The sequence below is a fragment of the Embleya sp. NBC_00888 genome (genome assembly GCF_045207655.1).
In the GTDB taxonomy this organism is placed as follows: Bacteria; Actinomycetota; Actinomycetes; order Streptomycetales; family Streptomycetaceae; genus Embleya.
In genome coordinates, this window is sequence record NZ_CP108784.1 from 6520933 (window position 1) to 6542144 (window position 21212).

Annotated in this window: 20 protein-coding genes; 10 read left to right on the forward strand and 10 right to left on the reverse strand. The window is 70.1% G+C overall.

The features are described from left to right. Positions 1 to 603 precede the first annotated feature (603 nt). Positions 604 to 1101 carry a hypothetical protein gene (locus OG948_RS27830; RefSeq protein ID WP_406299062.1) on the forward strand — a complete coding sequence of 166 codons (498 nt, stop codon included), beginning with the start codon at positions 604 to 606 and terminating at the stop codon, positions 1099 to 1101. 799 nt (positions 1102 to 1900) lie between these two features. Here OG948_RS27830 and OG948_RS27835 read toward each other — a convergent pair. Then, positions 1901 to 4219, reverse strand: coding sequence for a hypothetical protein (locus OG948_RS27835; protein ID WP_406299063.1), 2319 nt, complete (start codon positions 4217 to 4219; stop codon positions 1901 to 1903). A gap of 1329 nt (positions 4220 to 5548) precedes the next feature. Between OG948_RS27835 and OG948_RS27840 the strand changes: the two genes are divergently transcribed. After that, positions 5549 to 6247, forward strand: a complete 699-nt coding sequence (locus OG948_RS27840) for a TetR/AcrR family transcriptional regulator (RefSeq protein ID WP_406299064.1) — start codon at positions 5549 to 5551, stop codon at positions 6245 to 6247. A 4-nt stretch (positions 6248 to 6251) separates the two neighbouring features. Continuing rightward, positions 6252 to 6842: a TetR/AcrR family transcriptional regulator C-terminal domain-containing protein gene (locus OG948_RS27845; protein ID WP_406299065.1), complete on the forward strand. Its 591-nt coding sequence runs from the start codon at positions 6252 to 6254 to the stop codon at positions 6840 to 6842. 123 nt (positions 6843 to 6965) lie between these two features. Here OG948_RS27845 and OG948_RS27850 read toward each other — a convergent pair whose 3' ends face one another. Next, positions 6966 to 7328 (reverse strand): YbjQ family protein, encoded by a 363-nt coding sequence (locus OG948_RS27850; protein WP_406299066.1) that lies wholly within the window; start codon positions 7326 to 7328, stop codon positions 6966 to 6968. Positions 7329 to 7491: 163 nt separating this feature from the next. On the opposite strand from OG948_RS27850, the gene OG948_RS27855 reads away from it, so the two are divergent. The 3 genes from OG948_RS27855 (at position 7492) to OG948_RS27865 (ending at position 9344) form a co-directional block, all read left to right on the forward strand. Beyond that, positions 7492 to 7869, forward strand: coding sequence for a VOC family protein (locus OG948_RS27855; RefSeq protein WP_395859622.1), 378 nt, complete (start codon positions 7492 to 7494; stop codon positions 7867 to 7869). Between the two features lie 223 nt (positions 7870 to 8092). Continuing rightward, on the forward strand, positions 8093 to 8413 hold the full coding sequence (locus tag OG948_RS27860) for a hypothetical protein (RefSeq protein ID WP_406299067.1): 321 nt from the start codon (positions 8093 to 8095) through the stop codon (positions 8411 to 8413). 184 nt (positions 8414 to 8597) lie between these two features. After that, the gene (locus OG948_RS27865; protein WP_406299068.1) at positions 8598 to 9344 is read left to right on the forward strand and encodes a hypothetical protein; all 747 of its coding nucleotides are present in this window, start codon (positions 8598 to 8600) and stop codon (positions 9342 to 9344) included. A 560-nt stretch (positions 9345 to 9904) separates the two neighbouring features. Here OG948_RS27865 and OG948_RS27870 read toward each other — a convergent pair. Further along, on the reverse strand, positions 9905 to 10648 hold the full coding sequence (locus OG948_RS27870; protein WP_406299069.1) for a maleylpyruvate isomerase family mycothiol-dependent enzyme: 744 nt from the start codon (positions 10646 to 10648) through the stop codon (positions 9905 to 9907). 166 nt (positions 10649 to 10814) lie between these two features. On the opposite strand from OG948_RS27870, the gene OG948_RS27875 reads away from it, so the two are divergent. Continuing rightward, on the forward strand, positions 10815 to 11297 hold the full coding sequence (locus tag OG948_RS27875; RefSeq protein ID WP_406299070.1) for a hypothetical protein: 483 nt from the start codon (positions 10815 to 10817) through the stop codon (positions 11295 to 11297). A gap of 65 nt (positions 11298 to 11362) precedes the next feature. On the opposite strand, the gene OG948_RS27880 is transcribed toward OG948_RS27875, so the two are convergent. Beyond that, a complete protein-coding gene (locus OG948_RS27880) occupies positions 11363 to 12526 on the reverse strand; it encodes an FAD-dependent oxidoreductase (protein WP_406299071.1) in 1164 nt (387 codons plus the stop codon). 214 nt (positions 12527 to 12740) lie between these two features. On the opposite strand from OG948_RS27880, the gene OG948_RS27885 reads away from it, so the two are divergent. Both OG948_RS27885 and OG948_RS27890 read left to right on the forward strand, forming a co-directional pair. After that, positions 12741 to 13328 carry a TetR/AcrR family transcriptional regulator gene (locus OG948_RS27885; RefSeq protein WP_406299072.1) on the forward strand — a complete coding sequence of 196 codons (588 nt, stop codon included), beginning with the start codon at positions 12741 to 12743 and terminating at the stop codon, positions 13326 to 13328. A 188-nt stretch (positions 13329 to 13516) separates the two neighbouring features. Continuing rightward, the gene (locus tag OG948_RS27890; protein WP_406299073.1) at positions 13517 to 14161 is read left to right on the forward strand and encodes a pentapeptide repeat-containing protein; all 645 of its coding nucleotides are present in this window, start codon (positions 13517 to 13519) and stop codon (positions 14159 to 14161) included. 100 nt (positions 14162 to 14261) lie between these two features. Here OG948_RS27890 and OG948_RS27895 read toward each other — a convergent pair whose 3' ends face one another. Beyond that, positions 14262 to 15305 carry an aldo/keto reductase gene (locus OG948_RS27895; RefSeq protein WP_406299074.1) on the reverse strand — a complete coding sequence of 348 codons (1044 nt, stop codon included), beginning with the start codon at positions 15303 to 15305 and terminating at the stop codon, positions 14262 to 14264. Positions 15306 to 15613: 308 nt separating this feature from the next. Between OG948_RS27895 and OG948_RS27900 the strand changes: the two genes are divergently transcribed. Continuing rightward, complete coding sequence (locus tag OG948_RS27900) at positions 15614 to 16573, forward strand: helix-turn-helix domain-containing protein (RefSeq protein ID WP_406299075.1); 960 nt, start codon at positions 15614 to 15616, stop codon at positions 16571 to 16573. A 72-nt stretch (positions 16574 to 16645) separates the two neighbouring features. On the opposite strand, the gene OG948_RS27905 is transcribed toward OG948_RS27900, so the two are convergent. The 5 genes from OG948_RS27905 to OG948_RS27925 form a co-directional block, all read right to left on the reverse strand. Continuing rightward, positions 16646 to 17434 (reverse strand): hypothetical protein, encoded by a 789-nt coding sequence (locus OG948_RS27905; RefSeq protein ID WP_406299076.1) that lies wholly within the window; start codon positions 17432 to 17434, stop codon positions 16646 to 16648. A gap of 49 nt (positions 17435 to 17483) precedes the next feature. Continuing rightward, positions 17484 to 18632, reverse strand: coding sequence for a hypothetical protein (locus OG948_RS27910; RefSeq protein ID WP_406299077.1), 1149 nt, complete (start codon positions 18630 to 18632; stop codon positions 17484 to 17486). A 216-nt stretch (positions 18633 to 18848) separates the two neighbouring features. Then, entirely contained in the window at positions 18849 to 19409 is a 561-nt protein-coding gene (locus OG948_RS27915) for a restriction endonuclease (RefSeq protein ID WP_406299078.1), read from the reverse strand. A 1178-nt stretch (positions 19410 to 20587) separates the two neighbouring features. Then, positions 20588 to 20833 carry a hypothetical protein gene (locus OG948_RS27920; protein WP_020555267.1) on the reverse strand — a complete coding sequence of 82 codons (246 nt, stop codon included), beginning with the start codon at positions 20831 to 20833 and terminating at the stop codon, positions 20588 to 20590. Further along, complete coding sequence (locus OG948_RS27925; RefSeq protein ID WP_402229019.1) at positions 20830 to 21120, reverse strand: hypothetical protein; 291 nt, start codon at positions 21118 to 21120, stop codon at positions 20830 to 20832. Before OG948_RS27925 ends, OG948_RS27920 begins: the two co-directional genes overlap by 4 nt. Between the last annotated feature and the right edge of the window lie 92 nt (positions 21121 to 21212).

Consider the following 21212-nt stretch of genomic DNA (forward strand, 5'->3'; position numbering starts at 1 on the left):
GGCGGATGCGACGGGTCCGATGCGCGTGGGCGGGGGACGGCCGGGCGCGCGGGTGGGGACGGTCGGTCGGTGGCCCGGGGGCTGCCCGGGGGTGGCCCGAGGGCGGTCGGGTGACGGTCGGGGCGAGGCAGGGGGGAGGCCGGGGGGACGGTCCGGGTCGAGGGGGTAGTGGCGCGTGCGGCGAGGTCGCGGTGGGACAAAACTGGAGGATTTTGCCGAAGCCGGGAGATCGATTGGGGGAGACTTGCGCACGCGGTTCAGGCCCGCCGTCGTGTCGTCGCGTTCTACCGTGGACCCACCGTTATCGCCCAATGCAAGGGGTATCGCGTGGAATCGATCTCGGTGGATCTACTGAGCGGACTCGCGGCGGGAGCCGGGGGCGACGCCGGCCGACTCGCCTGGACACGCCTGGTGGAACTGGTCCGGACGCCGCTGCCGCGTGCGGCGGATCCGTCGGGGAGCGAGTCGGGGGCCGAGTCGGAGACGGAGTCGGGAAGCGCGTCAGGGCCGCGGTCGGGGCCGGAGTCGGGAAGCGATCCGGGGGCGATATCGCGGACTTCGTCGGGTGGGGGCGAGTCGCCCGTACCGCACCGGCGAGCCCCGGTGCCCACGGGCGAGTTGGAACTGACCCTGCTCGGTCACGAGGCGCCCGGCGGCCTGCGGGCGTACACGCGGGCCCACGCGCTGGCCGGCGCACTGTCCTTGCGGGCCGACCGGGACCCGGACTTCGCCCGTTCGATCGACCGCTGGTACGCGGACGCGCGCCGGATCGGAATGGGCGGCGAGGCGGGCGCTCGCGGGTCGGAGGCGGATGGGCGCGGGTGTTGTGGAGAGGGCGGGGGTGCCGGCGGTGGCGGTTGCGCTGGGCTTGCGGGCGGAGGTGGCGTGATCGTGCTGGGCGAGGGCATCGACGGCCCGTTCCGGGTGGGGCCGTCGGGGTATTCACCGGGGCCTGCGCAGGGCGCGACGGGTGGGGTGGAGGCCGAGGCGGGGGATGCGTGGGCGGATGGGGCGGTGGGGGAGGGGGCTGGTGAGGGCCACGTGGGTGGAGACGAGGGCGCCGGGGCGGAGGAGGACGATGGGGGCGCCGCTGCGCGGTGAGGTGATTGGCGAGTGGCCTTCCCGGTGCGTGGCCTGCGGCGTGGGTCTGGCGTCGCCGGGGGGTGAACTTGGTTTCCTGGCTGATCGGTTGTCGGGGAGGAATCTGCCGGCTCTTGTGCGGGGTGCTTGATGCGGGGCTTGCCGTCGGGCTGTGCCGCGTGTGTGGCCTGTGTCGCGCGGCTTCGTGAGAATCCGGTGCGGGTGCGGGTGCGGGTGCAGGTGTGCCCGGGTGCCCGTGCGCGCGTGTGCGCGTGTGCCTTGTGGGACTTGGCCTGGTGCTTGCCTGTCCTTTGTGATGCAGGCGGAGCGTACGTGTGTCCACGGGTCGGCCCGGCCTGGTGCCGGCCCGATCTGGCCCGGTCCGAGCGACAGCGTGTCGTGGCGGCCTGGGCCGGTGTCGGTACGACTCTGGGCTTCCGCAGTCGAGTTCGGCACCCGAGTGCGGCCTTGTCCGCATGCCGATGTGAACCCTGGCCTCCCGGGCCGGCCCACCGTCCCCTGACCGGCGGGGCCCGGTCACCCCGCGTCGGCTTCGCGGCCGGGCCGGGGCGGAAGCGCGTTCGTGTAGGAGGCGCGGCGTCGGTGATGTGGGGTGACCCGTGGGCATGGCGAGGTCCGGCGTCTGGGCGATGCCGGCCGGGGGAGCCACGCACACGTACGCACACAGGTACACAGGCACGTACGTACGTACATACGTCCGCGCGTCCCGTCCCGTCCTGTCCTGTCCCGGCCGGGCCGGGGCGGGAACCTCGTGTGGTCGAGGCCCTGGTTCGGATCTTCGCCTGGTGCAAGCCCCGGTTCAGGTCTTGGCGTGTCGGCGTCGGATCGGGGCGCCTCGGACCGTGGTCGGGCGGCGGGCGGCGTCCGTTTCGGGGTGAGCCTCGGCGCGTGTGTCGGACTGGGCCTCGGGTCGGGGCTCGGGCCGTGGGCGGGGGTCCGCCGCGGCCGGGTCGAGAATGAAGCGCATCCGGGTCAGATGCGCCCGAGCGGTCTCCAGACCTCGATCGGCCGGCCCGGGGACACGTTCGCGCATCGCTACGACGGCAGGCCCCAGACGTACCGACTCGCGGGCGTCCGCCACCCGCAGCCAGACCTTGAGCGCGTTGTCGGCGGCGGCGATCGTACTCGGGTGTTGCGGGCCGACCGCCTCGGCGCCGCGTTCGGCGACCTGGCAGTAGATCAGCACCGCGTCCGCGACTCGGCCCAGACCGGCGCTCACGAACGCCAGCATCGCCTGTGCGTCCAGCGTCCCCGGATGCGCGGGGCCGACCAACTTCTCCATGTGCATGCTGAGTTCGGCGGCCTTCTGCCAGGCCTCCATGCCGCGCCCGGTGTCCGCAGCGTGCCGGATGGCGGCCAACTCGTTCCAGTACGTGGGCAGTACGTCCGCCGGCCGAATCAGCGCACCCGCCGCCGACGCGCCCTGCGACAGTGCCCGGCGGGCCGGTGTGGGCGCGACCGCCCGGCCGCGGACCGGCATCGACATCGGCCGGCTCGGTCCGATGCCTCGATGTGGCGCGAGCGCCGGGGGTAGTTGAGTGGGGCTCGTGGCCGGTGGCCGGCGCGCGGGAGTCGGCGTCAGGGCACTCGCGTCCGAGGTCTGGATGCGCACGGTTATCCGAGGCGGCAGCGGCGGAGGCGGCGGCTCGGGATGCGGGCGCGGGGCCGAACCGGTCGCACGACGGCTCGACTTGGCGGTGGCGGCGGGGCGTGGCGAGAGCCGCCTCGCCATGCCCGCCCCGGGGTTGTACGCGGGCTCGGCCGCAGGGCCCTCGGCGGCGCGGTACCCACCGTCCTTCGCGGGGCCGGTCGTCGGGCTGTTGGCCCGGTCGTCCGCGGCGCGGTACGCCGGGCCGGGGAACTCCGGCTCACGATCCAAGAGGGCGGCTTTGGTGGGTGGGCGCGGCTTGGTACGGGCGGCCGGGGTCGCGGCGCCGCGCCCGGTCGACGGCGGAACGCCGTCCCCGCGGGCGGGTTGGCCCAGCGGACGGCTGCCCGGTTTGGCCACGCCGGCCCGGAGCGCCTCGCGCAGGCTGGTACCCGGCACCTCGGGCTCGTCGTCCGGCCCGGAGGTGAGCGCGGAACGCACCAGGCCCAACGCGCGTCGACCGACCCCGGGTTCGTCCCGCGAACGGGTGGGCGGGTGCGCGTCCGGTTCGGTGCCCGGATCAGCGCGGGGGGCGGCGCGAGGGTCGGCGCGGGGATCGGAGAGCGGCGGCCGGTGGGTGGTGGGCTCGGGGGCGACGCCGCCACCGACGACGCCGGAGCCGCGCAGGCCGGAACGTTGCGCCGGGGTCATGCCGTTCGGCGGCACCGCGGACAGCGCCGACACCCCGGTCCCGCCGGCGGCGTTGCCACGCGGAGTGACCGCCTTGAGCCGCCGGACGGCCGTACGCAAGGTCGGCGGCCGGGCCTCGGGAGAGCAGTTGGCCAACGCGAGCGACCCGGCGGACGGCGCGAACTCGACGGTGTCCGGCGCCAGTCGGGCCCGCTCGGCAAGCAACGGATGGATCTCCTCGGCCGGTACGGGATCCGGCAATTCCGGGAAGCCCTGCCCGAGCGCGGCCACCAGCGCCCGAGTGAACGGATCCGGCGGGCCCTTGACGTCCGGGGGGTTCAACACGCCCCACAGCGGAATGCCCTGGCACAACTCGTGCGCCCGCTCGCGGGCGGCCTCCCAGGATTCCCGGCCGGCCGTCAGATCGCAGATCACCAGGGTGTTCTCGGCCGGCCGAGGACCCAGCAACTCGACCACCCAGGACCACGGAAGCCCGTCGTACCGGACCGAGTTGGGAGTCGAATCACGCAGCCCGAGGTGCAGTTCGCGACGTCTCCGGTCGAGCAGGAGGCGGCCGGTCAGGTACACGATCACCGGCCCGTCCACCGCACCGGCGGCCTGAAGATAAGCCCGAACGGCGTGCGGCTGGACCGCGTCCGGCAACTGAACGACATCGGCGGCGGCGTCCGGAAAGAGCTGATGCGGCGTCAGAGCCGACATCGCGACCAGGTTGCCACCACTGTCCGAACGCCGTCCCCGCCCGGATCTACCACCCTCCACGAGCAGCAACTGGCCTCGCTCGGACGGGATTCGGATGAGCCGCCCACCACGTTCGGTCATGTGTGCCTCCCCGGCCGAGCCATCTTGGGTGGACCACCACGCTCCTGAAGGTTAGGGGTATCGACCGGCCATGGTCGACATATCGGACCGGTTGGCCGGTGGGGCGCACCGACGGACACGGTCGCAACGAGGCACCCCGGGGGCGCACAAGGGGCGCAGGCGCACAAGCCTCGGCCGCGCGGCGGACCCTACGCACCGGGCCCATCGGGCCTCCCCTCCCCGGACTCCCGCCGCGCCACGCGGCCGAATCGCATCCTCGTGCGCCGGCCGGTTGTCAGCCGTGGATCGGGTGGAGCCGTCGGCGCCGATCGGGACGGGCTCGTGCGTGGGGTCGGCTGACGCTCGTGCCGGTGGGGGCAGCGTCATCCTTCGCAAGGGTGGCACGTCGTCACGTGGATAGGACGTTACGTTGTCACGCCCGGACACGGCTGAGCCCGCGCGGCGCCATGCCCTCGCGGGGCGGAGGCCGACGGCCGGCCGGCCCTGCTGCGCGCGTCGGGGGTCGCGGGTCGCATCGGTGCTCATGGTTGCGTTCGGCGATCTCAACGGAGAGCAGTGCTCACGATTGCGATCAGCGTGCGCTTGGGGGCGGGAGCGGGAGCGGGAGCGAGAGCCGCACCGCACTGCCCCGCACCACAAGAGCGGTGCTCTCGCCTGTGAGCAGTGCTCCGCTATCTCCGCGCCGGCCTACAGGGACTCCGGAGAGCGGTGCTCTTGTCTATGAGCGATGCTCCCCACTCCCCGCTCCCCGCGCCGGCCTGCGGAGAGCGGAGATGGTGGAGAGCGGTGCTCTCGGTTGCGATCGGTGCTCGGTGAGCACAGGGCGGCCTGCGAGAGCGGTGCTCTCGTTGCGGTGATGTGCTCTCCGGGCTTGGTGTGACGCGTGTGGCTGCGATCAATGGGAGTGTGCTTCGGCTTGGAACGATCGATGCTCTTGTTGGTGTGCGGCGCTCTCGTTTCTCTGGTGCGCGGGGCGCCGCGCATTTCGCGCCGCGCGCCGCCCGTCTTGCGCCGCGCACTGCGCATCTCGCGCCGCGTATCTCGCACTGGCGGTGAGCGTGCGGGTGGAGCAAAGCGAAGAGGGGGTGGCAGGGGGCCGCCGCCCTCGCGTGTGGAGCGGTGTTCATGGTTGCGTCTGGTGATCTTGATGGAGAGCGGTGCTCTTGATTGTGATCGGGGTGCGCGTCTGTGGTGCTTGGTGTTGTGAGAGCGGTGCTCTCTTTGGGGTCTGGTGCTCTTGGGTGTGGCTGGGGGAGGTACTCCGAGCGGGTGTGAGAGAGCGGTGCTCTCGTTTATGTGCAGTGCTCTGGTGTCTGGCACACTGGCCGCATGACCGCAGCTCCCCGTACGGCGCGCGACCGCGCGAGAGTCGAATTGACCCACGAGATCAAGGAGGCCGCGCGTCGCCACCTTGCGGCCGAGGGTGCTCAGCAGTTGTCGCTGCGCGCCGTCGCTCGCGAGCTCGGTATGGCCTCGTCCGCGCTGTACCGCTACTTCCCGAGCCGGGACGACTTGCTGACCGCGCTGATCGTCGACGCCTACAACGCCGTGGGCGAGCGGGTCGAGCGGGCCGTCGACGCGGCGGCTCCCGCCGAGCACCCGCGAGCCGCCTGGCGCGCCCTGTGTGCCGCCGTTCGGGACTGGGCGCGTGAACATCCGCACGAATACGCGCTCATCTTCGGCTCGCCGGTGCCCGGATATCAGGCTCCGGAGGACACGAACGTCCCCTTCACCCGCGTCCCGGCCGCGCTCCTGCGCATCCTGCGCGACTCGGCCCACGACTTCGCCCGCCCCGCCGGCGAATCCGCCCTCCCAGGGCCGCTCGCGACCCAGTTCCAGGCGGTGGTCGAGGCGGGTGCGCTGGACGTGCAGCCGTCGGTGCTGGCTCGGGCGGTGTTCGCCTGGGCGGGCGTGTTCGGCATTGTGAGCTTCGAACTCTTCGGCCAACTCGCCGGCAGCGCCGACCCCGCCGACGCGTTCTTCGCGTACGCGGTCGAGCGGCACGCCGATCTGCTCGGGCTGGCCTGACCCGATGGGTCGACTCACCCGTGCGCAGGTCCTGGACGCGGCCCTCGCGCTCGCCGATCGGGACGGCATCGGCAAGCTCTCGATGCGTCGGATCGGGGCCGAACTCGGCGTCGAGGCGATGACCTTGTACCACTACGTCCCGAACAAGGACGCCGTCCTGGACGGCCTCGTCGAGCGGATCGTCGCCGGCGTGTCACCCGAGCCGACCGGGCCGCGCACCGTCTGGCTCGCCGAGTTCGCCCACACCTTCCGCGCCGAACTGCTCAGCCACCCGTCGGTCGTCCCGCTCGTGGCGACCCGCCCGGTCGCCACGCCGGACGCCCTGGCCGCCGTCGAACGCGCCGTGGCGGCCCTGGTCGCGGAGGGCCTCGCGCCGCTTCGCGCGTTCCAACTCCTCAACGCGGTCACCACGTTCGTGATCGGCCACACGTTGGCGGAACTGGACCCCGCCGACGCGGCCCCGCCCACCCCGCCGCACGGTTCGGATGAACTCCCCTGTCTCGCCCAGGCGTTGGCGGCCGGATTGGGTACCCAGGCCGACCACGACGAGCGTTTCGCGCTGGCGATCACGGCGCTGTTGGCGGGCATCGAATAGGGGCACGGCGCACGGCGCGTGTCTCCGGATCGCCCCTCGCGATCGGGCGCACCGCCCGGCCTGCCCGGTTTTCCCGACCCCCCGGCTCTCCCGACCGCCCGGCCCGCCCCGGGGTGCGCCGAACTACGCCTGGACCAGCACTACCGCCGTGCCGTACGCGCAGATCTCCGTACCGTTGCCCGCGTCGGTGACGTCGTACCGCATCGCGAGAATCGCGTTGGCTCCCCGGCTCCGGGCCTGTTCGACGAGGCGTTCGGCGGCCTCCGTACGGCTTGCCACCAGTGTCTTGGTCAGGCCGCGCAGTTCACCGCCGACCATCGACTTGAAGCCCGCGCCGAGTTGGCTGCCGATGTTGCGGGAGCGCACGGTGAGGCCGAAGACCTCGCCGATTACCCGCTGTACGTGGTAGCCCGGCACGTCGTTGGTGGTGACCACGAGTACGCCCGGGTCGTCGGGCGCGCCGCCGTACGTGTCGAGATCGCTCATGTCGGCCTCCGAAATCGTGTGCGAACCTCGTATAGGTCGCCGCGCCGGGGCCGTTCCACACGTATGTCACCGGTTCGGCCCATGGGTAGGATCCACGGCCCACGGTCCTCGCGGCGTCCATCGATTCGATGCGCCGTTCGGGCCTCGAATCGGAGGTGTACACGTGAGTTCGCACGTCCTGCACGTCAGCGTCGACTGCGCCGACCCGTACGCGTTGGCCTCGTGGTGGTCCCAGGTCCTGGGCCGCCCGCTCGGCCCTGAGGACAAGCCCGGCGACCCCGAAGTGGAGGTGCTCCTGGAAGAGGGGCCGACGTTGCTGTTCCTGCAGGTTCCGGAGGAGAAGGCGGGGAAGAACCGGCTACACCTGGATCTGCGGCCGACGACCGGCCTGCGTGACGCGGAGGTCGAACGTGTCCTGGGCCTGGGCGCCCGCCTGGTCGACGATCGGCGCAACCCGGACGGGACCGGGTGGGCGGTACTGGCCGACCCCGAAGGCAACGAGTTCTGCGTCGTGCGGAGCGCGGCGGAACGCGGGGAGTGAGCGCGAAGCGCGAGACGGGGTGAGCCCGGCCGGACAGGCACGGGAGCCGGAGAGCGAGCGGTCGTCTGATGACCGATCGCTCGACAAGGGATCGCCTGGCCAACGATCCCCGGAGGAGCGCGACCTCGGGTGAGCAGTCCCTTGACCATTCTTACGCCGTAAGAGAAGCTGGTTCCGCATCGCACTTACGGTGTAAGACAACGGCTGGAAAGGAACGAGGGACATGCTGATCGGGGCGATGGTACGGCGACTCAACGACGGCGTGGATTATCCGACCTTTCGTGATGCGTGGCTTCCGGACGAGCGGTTCGCGGGTGATCCGAGGCGTGTGCTCAGCGCGATCGACCTTGCCGACCCGCAGCAGCTCCTGACGGTCGCGTTGGTCGACGCGACTCCCGAGCAGGTTCCCGAGTGGCTGGACCGGATCGGGGCGAGTGAACGGCGACGGGCCGAGCGGATCAAAGGTTTGGTCGGCCCGTGGCAGCTCAACAGCACGTACCGGATCGTGGCCGACGACGACTTCGCGTTGCCGATCACCCGCTGACGGCGGCGGCGCGATCCCCGGCGGAGGCCGGCCCCGGTCGTCCGGGCCCCGCTCCACCCAGCCACTTCACCCAGCGCACCCAGCGCGCCCGCCACACCCACCGCGCTTACCGCATTCACCGAACCCGCAGTGCCCGGCCGAAAACCTTTGTCGCGTACGTATGTTCCCCTGCTAGCGTCGCGGTGTGGCGAAATTGAACCAGATCATCGCGGTGGAGAAGGGCGTCAAGACCAAGTCCTTCCAGGAGTTGACGGACGCTCACCAGCGGGTCCAGAAGGGCGCGTTGCTGTCCGGCATTTCGCGTAACTACCAGCCCAAGGACGAAGAGGGCGAGCAGTTGCCGCCCGAGTCGACCCGGGTCCAGGTCAAGGGCGAGGAGGTGCTGCGTTCCGTCACCGGCACGCTGACCAGCCTCTTCGACGTGACCGCGACGAAGGACTGGGCCAACTGCGAGGCACGCGCCGACGTGGTGGTCGACGGTACGCCGCTGCTGCGTGATGTGCCGGTGTCGTACCTGCTCTTCCTGGAGAAGCAACTGGTCGACGTGCACACGTTCGTGCGCAAGCTGCCGGTCCTGGACGCCGCCGAGACTTGGACGCTCGACCCCTCCACGGACTCGTGGCGTACCGAGCCCGTGCGTACCGTGCGGACCAAGAAGGTGCCGCGCAACCACGTCAAGGCCGAGGCGACCGAACACCACCCGGCCCAGGTCGAGATGTACTTCGAGGACATCGCCGCCGGCTACTGGACCACGGTCAAGTTCTCCGGCGCGCTGCCCGCCCGGCGGGTGAACGAACTCGTCGACCGGGTGGAAAAGCTCCAGCGCGCGGTGAAGTTCGCCCGCGAGGAGGCCAACGGCGCGGAAGTGACGGACCGTCGGATCGGCGACGCCGTCTTCGGCTACCTGCTCGGCAACGGCCAGGGCGGGTAGTCTTCGAGAATCCCCCGGCCGGAGGGTCGGGGGTGCGCGAAGAGCGCAAGCTGAAACTGAAGCTTGTCGTGACGAACGCGGGTAACGGTGGAGGTTCGAATCCTCCCCCCGGCACCACGAGCCGGGGTGGCCCAATACGGCAGAGGCAGCCCGCGATCAATCTCAGACTCTTGCTCCAGACTCAGCATCGCCGCCCATCGCCGGATCGACCGGACGGGGCTCCAGTCGTCGGTTGCTGGTTCGACTCCAGCCCGGGCCGCTCGTGGCCTGGTAGTTCAAAGGTAGAACGCGACGACTTTCAAGACGACCCTGGTCCTTAAACGTGCCGGCGTGCCCGATAGGGCGGCACAGCGGGCCTCCGCGGGCAGGCTAGACCCGCGGAGGCCTACCAATTCCTTCGCCGAGTGCCGGCGAACCTTGCACGGATAGCGCCGGCTCCTTGGCGGGTGACGCCGGCTCTTTTGGCGGGTGGCGCCAACCCTTGACGAGTGGCAGCACCCCCTCTGACGGGTGGCCCCGGTCCAGTTGCCGGGAGGGTGCGGTGCGCGTGCCGGGTGGCGTCAATCCACCTTGGCCAACTCGCGCCATCGCACCAGGACTTCGGGATCGCCGTCGAGTCGGCAGCCGGTGGCGTCGGCTCGATTCCAGACCAGGAGATACAGGGCCTCGGCCGGGCCGGAGACGGTGAGATCGGCGGTGGCCGCTCCCGGTTCGACTCGGCGCCCGTCGGTGCCGATCCGCATCGTCCACGCGGCCGGGTCGTCGTCGGGGTCGATCGCGATGCTCAGCGGCGGGTCGGCGACCAGGTCGAGGCGGGGCCGGGACAGGAAGCCGGTCAGCAACTCGTCGATCCCGTCGGCGGCGAAGTCCGCAGGCACGGTGGACGGCACACCGGCCGCGAGTTCGACGTCGACGCGGTGAACGGCGGTCTCGTGCGCCTGGCGCCGAGCCCAGAACGAGAGCGCGGACGGCGCCTCGAAGAAGGTCCACCCCGGAGCGTCCGGTTCGACCGTGGTGAGGGTCTTCAGCAGGTCCGCGTGCGTGCCCCGGTACCAGTCGAGCAGTACGTCGTCGCCCGGCGCCTGGAACAGCGTCGCCGTTTCCTCCCTGTTCGGGCGCTGTGGGCTGCCCGACGCGACGACGAACGCGGCCCATCGATGGACGCCGCCCAGATGCGCGAGGAGGTCGCGAATCCGCCAGTCGGGGCAACTCGGTACGGGCGCTTCGAGGCCGACGCGCTCGGCCGTACGCGCGAGCAACTCGCCGTCGGCGCGCAGAATGTCGAGATGAGTGGCAATGTCCATCCGCTCAGATTCTCACGGGGGATCGGGGCGGAACAGGGGTACTCGGCGGCTCCCTGCGGCTCACCGCGGCCCGGGTGACACAGGATGCCCCTGGGGCCCGGAGCGGCCCAGGACGGCTCGGCCAATGGGACGCGACGCCCGGTCGGCGGTTCTATGCTGGGGTGCGATGGGTAGCTTCGGTGTATATGTCGTCGCCCGATCGGCGTGGCCCCTGTTGGAATTGCCGGCCGTACAGCAGGCCGGCGGCGAACCGCGATGGTCGGCGCGCGACGGCGACTGGCAGGTTCTGCTGCTTTCCGCCGGCCTCGACCCCGGGCCGACGTTGATGGCGGATACGGATGCGCCGGTGCTGACCGCCGACGTGGTGTCCGGCCACTTCGCGATGATCGACGCGCAGAGCCCGCGTGGTGGCGACGTGTGGCACTGTGCGCTGGCTCCGCGCGTGGCCAGGTCGTACGCCCTGGACCAGGAACTCGGCCCGCCGCCGGAGCGGGTGGTGCCGCGCGCGGTCGGGTGGGCCCGCGAGGCGGGACTGACGCCGGACGAGGACGCCTTGGACACGACGCTGCGCGCGGAGGGGACGCCGGACGACCTGCTCCGGGCCTTCCTGGACGCGCTGGGATTTCGGTTTGTGACGGATGCGACGTAGGCGGGACGGGCGCCGGCGGGGCGCGAGCGGGCGCCGACGGGCACGGGCGCACATACGCGCGCGCTTTACGCGCGGACGGCGGCGGTTGGCCCGCTCGGCCGGCTCGGCCCGTCGGACAGATACGTGCTGATCTGCCGCAGCCAGCGGGTGTGGTAGCGACTGACCAGGGCGTCGGGGGTCAGCCTGGACAGCGTCGGCAGGTACTTGTTGGTGGTCTCGGAGCCGGCTCGGCGGGCGGTCAGCGAGGCCCGGCGGGTACGCGAACTCCGGTAGTCCGCAAGGGCTTCGGGGAGCGTCGCGGTCCGCCGCAGGGCACGGGTCAGGGCCCAGGCGTCCTCCAGTGCCTGGTTTCCGCCCTGCGCGACGGTCGGCGGCATCGTGTGCGCGGCGTCGCCGAGCAGGGTGGCTCGGCCGAGGCTCCACGAGCGCGGCACCTTGTGGCGATGGTGCGCGAAGTATTCGACGTCGGCGTCCGAGACCGCCGCGAGCACCCGGGGTACCGGCTCCGCCCAATGCCCGAACCGCTCGCGCAGTTCGGCGATCGGCGAGTCGGGCAGCGGCGCGGCCGGGTCGCGGCGCAGGTCGAACCACCACTGGAGCAGCCCGTCGCCCGCCGGGAGCAGGCCACACATCCCCTCGGGGCCGACGATCATCAGGCCGCGTCGCGAGGACACCACGTCGAGGTCGATCGGGCCGAGTCCCTGCCAGGTAATCCAGCCGGTCGGGACGGTGGGATCGGTACCCCACACGTGCCGGCGGACCACCGAGCGCGCGCCGTCGGCGCCGATCACCAGATCAGCCGCCTCCGTGCCGCCGTCGGCGAACTCCACCCGGGCATGCCGGGCGTCCTGGGTGACGCCGGTGCACGTCTTGTCGAACACGATGTCGCTCGCGGGCAGCACCGAGGCGAGTCGGCGGATCAGGTCGCGGCGGGGCATCGCGAGGTGGGGGTGGCCGTATCGGATCGCGGCGAGCGAGACATCGATCCGCATCAGTACGCCGCCCGCGTGATCACGTTGTTCGAGCAGGTCGATCGGTGCGCCGAGGCCGTCGGTGGAGATGCCCAGGTCGGCGAGGATGCCGGTGCCGTTGCTCCAGAGAGTGAGGGCCGAGCCGGACGTACGCAGTGCGGAGGCCCGTTCGTAGACCGTCACGTCGTGGCCGTCCGTACGCAGGGCGCGGGCCGCCGCGAGGCCGCCGATGCCTGCTCCGATCACCAGAATTCGCATGATGCCACCTCGCTGTGGTTGCTGCTGCGGGTCGCTGCTGTGAGTCGTACGCGCGGGGATCGCGCCGCGGGGTTGTCGCAGGGGAGGGTGGGCTGGGGAGGGCACGGCTGGGCTGGGCAGGGCTGGGCAGGGCTGGGCTGGGCTAGGCTGGGCACGAGCCGATTCGAATACCACTGTGGCAATAGTACTATCACAGCCTTGGTAATCTGATCGCATGGCACCACCCCCCAACAGCGCCCGCCGTCGAGCCATCGCGGACGGTGCGATCGAGGTCCTGGCCCGGGCCGGCGTACACGGCTTCAGCCATCGCGAGGTGGACGAGGCGGCCGGGCTGCCCGCGGGCACCACGTCGAACTACTTCCGCAATCGCGACGCGCTGCTGGGCGCGGCGGCGGAACGTGTGTTGGAGCTGCATCGTGCCGATATGGCAGCAGCGCACGCGGTCGTGGCCGCGCCGATCGACCGGGACGGCCTGGTCGAGCTGATCGCGATGTCGCTGGAGTTCTCGGCGACGGCGCACCGCGAGCGATACCTGGCCGTGTACGAACTCACCCTGGAGGCCACCCGCCGACCCGAGCTTCAGCGCACGTTGGACCACATGCAGACCGAGGCGGTCGATTTCACCCTGGATCAGCACCGGGCGCTGGGGCTGAACACCTCGCGCGAGGATGTGGGCACGCTGATCACGTTGTTCGGCGGCGCGTTGTACACGCTGGTCACGGGGCAGGCGGGGGCGGTGACGGGGACGGCTGCGCGGGCGCTGGCTCGGGGGATGGTGGCGGGGATCGGGTCGGTGGAGTGACGCGGCGGCTCGGGCTCGGGTCTGATCCGGGGCAGGATTCTTGGGCTTGGGCTTGGGCTTGGGCCTGCGCCTGGGTCTGGGCCTGGGCTTCGGGCCTGGGCTTGGGCATAGGCATGGGTTCGGCTTGGGCCTCGGCGGGGCGTACTCGTGGCGCGGCGGATGTCGGAGCCGGCGTGTTCAATGGAGAGATGGCTATTCGACGCGCCCGCGCCAATATCGATCCCGTCTCGGCCGAGCCGTCGATTCCCGACGACGGCCTCGTGATCCGGGACGAGGACTGGTACGGGAAGTCGTTGACGGAGAGCGACAGGTATACGCGCTATTCGTTCCTGGACACGGACTGGACCGAGGTGGCCGACGAGGGCGCGGTGTTCGACGAGTGCACGTTCGCCGGAGTGCGATTCAACGCGTCGCGGCACACCGGGGCGGCGTTCACGAACTGCACGTTCACGCGGTGCACCTTCTTCGATACCCGGTTCACCGACTGCAAGTTGGTCGGGAGCCTGTTCCGGCAGTGCACGTACACGCTGTTCGAAGTCTCGGGAGGGGATTGGTCGTTCGTCGGCCTGCCGGGCGCCGACCTGCGCCAGGCCGGCTTCGACGGCACTCGGATGCGCGAAGTGGACCTGACCGCCGCGCGTCTGGAGAAGGCGACGGTTACCGGGTGCGACCTGTCCGGCGCGACGCTGCACGGTTCGAAGCTGAGCGGCGCCGACTTGCGGGGCAGCGACCTCTCTTCGCTCGACCCGCTGACGGTCGAGTTCAACGGGGCGACGATCAGCCTGGAACAGGCCGCGACGCTCGCGACGACGATGGGGTGGCACGTCGGCTGAACGGAACGGGCCTGGGTGGCGCGGGATCGGGATGTCCCGCGCCACCTCGGGGCCGCGTCGTCCTCCGGCGTCGCGGGTGACCCGGAAGCGGCGAGTGGGGTCAGGGGCGGGCCGGACCGGTGCCCGCGCCGGTCGCGGTGATCGCACCGGCGATGGTGTCGAGGTCGGCGGCGGTCAGGGTCAGGTCGGTGGCCCCGATCCAGCCGTCGACCTGGGCGGACGTACGGGCGCCCACGATCGCGGCGGTGACGCCCGGCCAGGCCAACGTCCAGGCCACCGCGACCTCGGCCACGGAGACGCCGTGTTCGGCGGCGATCGGCCGCAGTGCGTCGGCGAGGGCGAGGTTGGCGGTCAGGCCGTCGGTGAAGTCGGGATGCCCCCTGCGCCAGTCCTCGTCGGCCAGACCCGCGACGCGCTCGACCGAGAACGCCCCGGTGAGCAGGCCCGATTGCATCGGCGAGTACACGATCACGCCGGTATCGTGCGCGGCGGCCCAGGCCAACTCGGGTGCGGCGGACCGGTTGATCGCGGAGAACGGCGGCTGGATCGCGTCCACGTGCGCGATGCGTTCGGCGATCTCCAACTGCTCGACGCTGTGATTGGACAGGCCGATCGCGCGGACCTTGCCCTCGGCCTTGAGGTCGGCCATCACCTGCCAGTACTCCGCGAGCGGCGTGGCGTTGGGCGAGGGCTTGCCGGCGTCGGCGCCGTACTCGAATGCCTCGCCGGTGTCCGGCCAGTGCACCTGGTAGAGGTCGATCGTCTCGACCTGCAACCGGCGCAGTGAGTCCTCGAGTTCACGCCGGACACTGGCCGGGTTCATCACCCGGCGCTCCGGGGTGGCCGGGTTGTTCGGGTCCCAGACCAGGCCGACCTTGGTGAACAGGTAGGGCCGTTCGTGCTCGGCGAGACCGGCGACGGCCATACCGACGAGCCGCTCGGAGTGGCCGTGGCCGTATACCGCGGCGGTGTCGATCCAGTTGACGCCGGCGGCGACGGAATGCCGGATCGCGGCGATCGACTCCGCGTCGTCGGTGGCACCCCAGCTGTAGTTCCAACCGGAGCCGGACACCGCCCACGCGCCGAAGCCGACGCGGGTGATGTCCATGGCGGTGGTGCCGAAGGGGGTTGTGGGCAGGCTCATGGTGTACGTACTCCGTACTCGAATCGGGGATGTCCGCTTGCGGCTGGGCGATGGCGGTTGTGCGTCGGCCGTCGGGTGCCGGCCGGTGTCGGGCCGTTGGCTGTTGGCCGCCCGCCGTCCGCCGTCCGCGAGGGATTTGCGCTTGCTTGGCGAGCCGTCGGGGCGGGCCGCGTTTCGCGTCGTGTCCCATCTTCGAGTTCGCGTCAGGTCCTACCCAGGGCTCTGCTCGGGCTGGGAACGCGTTGTCCTGGGTCCGGCAGAACCACCTTTGCCGGCCCCGGGCTTCGGCCGCCTCTAGGATCGGCAAAATGACCAAGCGTGCAGATCTGGGCGCCTTTCTGCGGTCCCGCCGGGCCCGGCTCAAGCCCGAGGACGTCGGCCTGACGCAGTACGGCGAGCGCCGCCGGGTGCCGGGGCTGCGTCGGGAGGAACTCGCGCGACTGGCGGGCGTGAGCGTGGACTACTACGTGCGGTTCGAGCAGGGCCGCGCGGAGAACGTCTCCGACGAGGTGCTGGACGCGATCGCCTCGGCGCTGCGGCTGAACCGGGACGAACACGGGCACTTGCGTGATCTCGTCCGGGCGATGTCGGGGCGGCGGGGGGCGGGGGCGACTTCGGGCGGGCCGGTGGGTGCGGCCGGTGGGACCGGTGTGGCCGCGGAGACGGCGGGTTCGATGGGTTCGGCGGCGTCGGTGGTTCCGGCGCAGGAGGTACGGCCGGGTGTGCGCAGGTTGTTGGCCTCGATGCCGGAGACGCCCGCGTTCGTGATGGGCCGGCGTACCGATCTGCTGGCCTGGAACCCGCTGTTCGCGACGCTGTTCATCGACGTCGACACGGTGCCGATCGAGCGGCGCAACAAGGCGTGGCTGGTGATTCGCGACGAGCGATTGCGCGCTCGGTACGTGAACTGGGAGACCAAGGCACAGGACGTCGTCGCCTACCTGCGGCTGGACGCCGGTCGCCACCCCGAGGACCCGGCCTTCGCCGAACTGATCAGCGAACTCTCCGAATCCAGCCCTGACTTCCGCCGCCTCTGGGCCACACACGAGGTCCGCGACAAGACCCACGGCGGCTATCACCTCCGCCACCCGGCCATCGGCGAACTCACGCTGTCCTACGAAAGCTTCCGCACGGTCGACGACCCGGACCAGACCCTCGTCACCTACACCGCCGAGGCCGACTCCCCCTCCGAAGCAGCCCTACGCATCCTCGCCAACCGCGCCCACCCCACCTCCACCCACCAGACGACACCAGGACCCCTCGTATAGACGTCACTTGCAGCCCGGACCCGAGCCGACAAGCCCACTCTGTCCTTGGCAGCAACGCACCGCCGGCAGAGGTCAGTTCATCACCTGAAGTTCGCCGATCCGGGTGGTGGTCGTGTCCGTTCCGGTCATGCCCGGGAGCGGGTGCGGGCCGGCCGCGTCCGTGTAGTAGGCCTCCCAATACACGGTGCCGGTCACTGTGAACTTGTCGCCGGTCTTCCCACGGGACGTGGTCACGTATTTGTGGCCGCATTTACTCATGTTGCCGAGGTCCGAAGGCTGATACGGCCTGCCGGGCCCGTCGCACTCGACGGTGTTGCCATCGCCCATATTCCAGACGACTTTGACCGATCGCGCATAGGCCGTGACGGAAACACCGCCCAGACTCAAGGGCTGGCTCAGCCACTCGGTCGACCACACGTTCTTGTCTTGGGAGTTGATCCACATCCAGACCGGGAGCCCCACCAGGCCGAGTTTCCCGTCCGCCGGGTTGACCGAAATCTTGGGGTTCTCGAGCCTGAGCTGTGCAAGGGCCATGAGTGCGATATCGGCGGGCGCGGGAGGCGGCGGAGCAAGTTGGTTTCCCTGTCCTTGCCCCGCAACGGCGCCTCCGTTCGTGATGGCCGAGCCACCGGTGGTGAAACCGGTTGTTCCGCCGCTGCCGGTGCTGCCGCCGGTTGTCCCGGCGCCGCCGTTCCCGCCGGTACTCCCCGAGGATGATCCTGGAACTCGGATGTCGATGCAGATGATGAGATTGCCGCACTGGTTGACGTCGGCTTTGGCGGACGGGAGAGCTAGGAAGGCTGCCGACAAACCCGCAGAGCATGCTAGAGCGGCGATTCGCACGATTCTTGAGTTTGCCATGACATCTCCTTCGGGAATGTCGAAATATGGCGCTGTCCGACCTTCGGACCTACTGGACCGGAGCTCCGTCAACGTTGAGCGGGCGCGTTGAGCTGGCAACGAGATCGATGGGCCCGTTCGGTGTGGCCGGTACTTTAAATGCATACATTGCGACGTTGGTCAACGTCAGGGATCGCCATTTGGTCACGCGACCGCTCAGGTTCTCATAGGTAGGACTTTGGTCGATGGTGAACGATCCTGCGGATCCTGCCGTCATATTTGACGTGACTTTGATGCTGCACATAACCAATTTTCCGCCGTCGGTGGTATTCCAGGCGGGAGTTCGATTCTGCGCGAGGGGCTCCGTTTGCACGGATACGGTTCCTCCCCTTGTCGCGGTGATGCCCTTCTCTTTGTTCCCTTGCTCGGACTGCAGTGTCGACTTTGCGGATTGACCCCAATTGCTCGATGTGGAGCCGCCGCTCAATCCGGTCGAAAAGTCACTGCAAATATTGTCGCCATAGTCGATCTCACCTTTGCCGTCCCCTTTGACGGTCGAGATCTCCGTGACGGACGGCAGGGATTTTTTGGATTCGGTGAATGCGAGGAACGACATCTTCCAAGGGCCTTCTCCTTGGGATTGCCGCAGGACTCCGAGAGAGGACCTGGAGTCGGTGCCGAGCTTTTGGAGTCCGATCGAGAGGAGCCATCGATCGCTGCCGGTCGGGGCGCTTTGCGGAGTAGCTGCTTGCATTTCGCTGGTGTTGGCCATCTCTTCGGTCATCTGGACGTTGTTGCCAAACTTGGCAATTCGCGCCTGGCGTGCCTTCGAGATGTCCAGCAGGATGCCTGTTTCGATACCATCAAGGGCGGCGATATCGTGACTCGACTTTGCCTTCTTGCTCGAGTCGTAGTAGTTCTGCGCGATGGTTTTGGCTTCGGCCTCGCTGATCGGGGGCGCGACCGGCGCCGGGCTTTGGGGTGTGCTCGATGGCACGGGCGCGGGAGCCGCGGCGGTTTTGGGGGCGGGTTGGTTGATTTTGGGGGTATTGGGTTTTTTGTCGGAGGAGCAGGCTGTGGTGCTTGCCAGGAGGGTGAGTGTGGCTATGCCTGCCAGGAGGGTTGCCGGGATTGGGGTCTTCTTGGGTCCGGCCAAAACTGCCACCCCCGCAGTTGCGATCTTCGGAGTTCGGTGCTCAACGGTGATCTGACGAAGCATCATTGCACTTGATCGGGTGAGCCGTAAGCGTCTTCGGGAGATCACTGCACGTAGTGGGATTGCGCCACGCGTTGGGGGCAAATCGGTGGCTATCGCGTGATCATGCGTGGTCGCGGGTGGGTGCGCAGGTCCGGGCCGGTGGGGGCGGGATTGGTCGGCTCGGGGGTTGAGGGTGGGGCGGGTACCGGTTCGGTGGGTGGCCGGAATGGGTTGAGGTCAGTGGGTGGTGCCGACGAGGGTGCTCAGGCCGTGGCCCTGTTGCCATTGCCACAGGCGTGGGCTGTCGAGCAGGACGATGCCGTGGTGGCGGGCGAACTGGCGGGCCTCTGTGGTGAATCCGTGGAGGGCGACGAAGACCGGGATGTCCGCCTGGTGGTTGTGGTGGGCCGTGCCGATGAAGTCGTGGAGGTCCAGGGGGTGGGTCTCGTGGTCGGCGGGGCGGCAGTGGATCAGGACCAGGCTGCCGTTGGGGAGGTAGGCCTTGACGTTGGCGTCCGGGGCGACCTGGACGGCGAGGAGGCCGTCGCGGCGGCAGAGGTCGGCGATCTGGAGCTCGAGGTCGCGGTCGTCCGGGTGTTCGGCGCGGTGGTCGAGGGCCGAGTTGGCGAGGTGCACGATCGCGCACAGGATGGCTACGGAGGCCGCGGTGGCCAGCCACGCGTCGTTGCCGTTGATGCCGAGGAAGGTGAAGAGGTCGTGCAGCGCGATCGCCGGAACGCCGACCAGCAGGACTATGGCCCGGCCGCGGAGCTTGGCGTGGGCGGGGGTTCGGGGCATGCGGGATCCCTCCGTTGGCTGCCGACGGCGGAGCGGGCGGCAGCTTAGGCGGAGGGGCGACCCGTCAACCACCCGACTGGATGGGGAGGAGGCGTGGTGGGTGGCTCCGGTGGGCTCTGTGCGGTTGGGATCGCCCTTGTCTGTGCGGGTGTTGGGGTCGGGTGGTCGGGTTGTCGGACGTTTGGTGGGTGCGGGGCCGAGTGGGTGATGGCAGGCGTTGGCCGCGGGGGCTTGGAGGGCCGTGGCAGACCCCGGATGCCACCGTGTCGTGGAGGATTCACCGTGTCCTGGAGGATTCATGCGAGTGGGCGGCGGGAGGCGCACCGCTCCTGTCGGGCCGTCGTCCGGTGACCGGCACGACCGACCCGACCCGACGCGAGCAACGCGACGGGACCCGAGCAACGCAACGGGACCCGCGCGACCCAACGCAACGGGACCGGACCCGACCTGACCCGGCCCGACCTGGCCGAACCCGACCTGACCTGGCCCGACCTGGCCGAACCCGACCCGACCCGGCCAACCCGACCCGACCCGACCCGACCGACCCGGCCAACCCGACCCGACCCGGCGCGATGCCGTGCCGGCCCCACGTGGATCCGAGTCGGGTCACCTTCGGTTCGGGCCTCCCCTCGACCCGAAGGTGGCGGCAAGAAGAGATGACTGCCGGGAGAACAGTCGATGCCAAGACGATGGCTCCCCCGACGGCCCCCGGAGCACCGTCGAGGTTCTGCGAAATCCGTTCGACCGGCGCCGACCGCAGTCGACCGGCGCCGACCGGCGCCGATGGCCGCCGACCATCGCTACCGAGCACCACCGCCAACCGGGGATGCGGCGACCATTCGTCCTCGGCTCGGTGAACTGCGATTCCGAAGGCGGTTAGTGTGCCGGCTCCGGCTCCGCTATCTTCTGCCGAATGAGCAGGATCCGTAAGACAGCGATCATGGTTGTGGCATGTTTCGGTCTCGCCTTTGCCGGGGTGGCGTCCGCGTACGCGATTCCCGGGCAGCACCCGCAGGTCCGCAAGGTCTGTCGCGTACTCGACCCCGAGGCCAAGCACGCCAAGCGCGCGAACCATGATGGCCGTACCGGTGACCCGTCGGTCCGCCGCCAGCGGCACGCAGGCGTGATGGGCGAGGTGGCCGACCACTACTGCGTGCCGGGCGGCGGGAAGCACCGGGTCAACCCAGGTGTACGACCTGCAGCACGGTGACGGTTGTCGTCCCTTCGTTGAGCAGGACCACCACGATCAAGGGCCCCGCGGCCGCGGTGCGGACGATGCGGTCGTCCTCGCCGTAGCGGACGGTGGCCGTGTACGGGTCACAGACCAGCTTGTAGAGCAGCAATCCCCAGTGGTTCAGCGTGGTCTCGGGGAAGCGGTCGATGACCTCTTGGTGTTCGATGCCGATCCTCGGGCGCCACGTCACGCGGCACTGCTTTGCGCTCGGCCGCGTGCGATCCACTTGCGGACGATCTCCTCGTCCACTTCGTCGAGATCCGGGTCCTTGCCGGTGGCCCGCACCTGCGCCGCGAGGGCGCGCGCGTGCGGGAGGCCGGCGATCAACTCCTCCGCGGCGTGGGTGTAGCGGGCCAGCAGCCCGGGCAGGTCGCCGATCGGCGTCAGGTGTACCAACCGCAGGAATTCGTGGCGGGCTTCGGGGTGCGGGAGTGCGTGGGCGATGCGATCCACGGTCCACGGGTCCGTGCTGTTCACGCCGGGCCTCTCTTCCCTCCGGACGAAATGATCCGGGATCAGATTAGGGGCCGAGCGTGCGGTCGCGGTGTGATCGGCGCATGACGATCGGT

Excerpts from the sequence above, each read along its gene's own strand:
- OG948_RS27835 (WP_406299063.1), bottom strand. The coding sequence starts at position 4,219 with ATGACCGAACGTGGTGGGCGGCTCATCCGAATCCCGTCCGAGCGAGGC.
- OG948_RS27840 (WP_406299064.1), top strand. The coding sequence starts at position 5,549 with ATGACCGCAGCTCCCCGTACGGCGCGCGACCGCGCGAGAGTCGAATTG.
- OG948_RS27845 (WP_406299065.1), top strand. The coding sequence starts at position 6,252 with ATGGGTCGACTCACCCGTGCGCAGGTCCTGGACGCGGCCCTCGCGCTC.
- OG948_RS27850 (WP_406299066.1), bottom strand. The coding sequence starts at position 7,328 with ATGAGCGATCTCGACACGTACGGCGGCGCGCCCGACGACCCGGGCGTA.
- OG948_RS27860 (WP_406299067.1), top strand. The coding sequence starts at position 8,093 with ATGCTGATCGGGGCGATGGTACGGCGACTCAACGACGGCGTGGATTAT.
- OG948_RS27870 (WP_406299069.1), bottom strand. The coding sequence starts at position 10,648 with ATGGACATTGCCACTCATCTCGACATTCTGCGCGCCGACGGCGAGTTG.
- OG948_RS27875 (WP_406299070.1), top strand. The coding sequence starts at position 10,815 with ATGGGTAGCTTCGGTGTATATGTCGTCGCCCGATCGGCGTGGCCCCTG.
- OG948_RS27880 (WP_406299071.1), bottom strand. The coding sequence starts at position 12,526 with ATGCGAATTCTGGTGATCGGAGCAGGCATCGGCGGCCTCGCGGCGGCC.
- OG948_RS27885 (WP_406299072.1), top strand. The coding sequence starts at position 12,741 with ATGGCACCACCCCCCAACAGCGCCCGCCGTCGAGCCATCGCGGACGGT.
- OG948_RS27890 (WP_406299073.1), top strand. The coding sequence starts at position 13,517 with ATGGCTATTCGACGCGCCCGCGCCAATATCGATCCCGTCTCGGCCGAG.
- OG948_RS27895 (WP_406299074.1), bottom strand. The coding sequence starts at position 15,305 with ATGAGCCTGCCCACAACCCCCTTCGGCACCACCGCCATGGACATCACC.
- OG948_RS27900 (WP_406299075.1), top strand. The coding sequence starts at position 15,614 with ATGACCAAGCGTGCAGATCTGGGCGCCTTTCTGCGGTCCCGCCGGGCC.
- OG948_RS27905 (WP_406299076.1), bottom strand. The coding sequence starts at position 17,434 with ATGGCAAACTCAAGAATCGTGCGAATCGCCGCTCTAGCATGCTCTGCG.
- OG948_RS27910 (WP_406299077.1), bottom strand. The coding sequence starts at position 18,632 with ATGCTTCGTCAGATCACCGTTGAGCACCGAACTCCGAAGATCGCAACT.
- OG948_RS27915 (WP_406299078.1), bottom strand. The coding sequence starts at position 19,409 with ATGCCCCGAACCCCCGCCCACGCCAAGCTCCGCGGCCGGGCCATAGTC.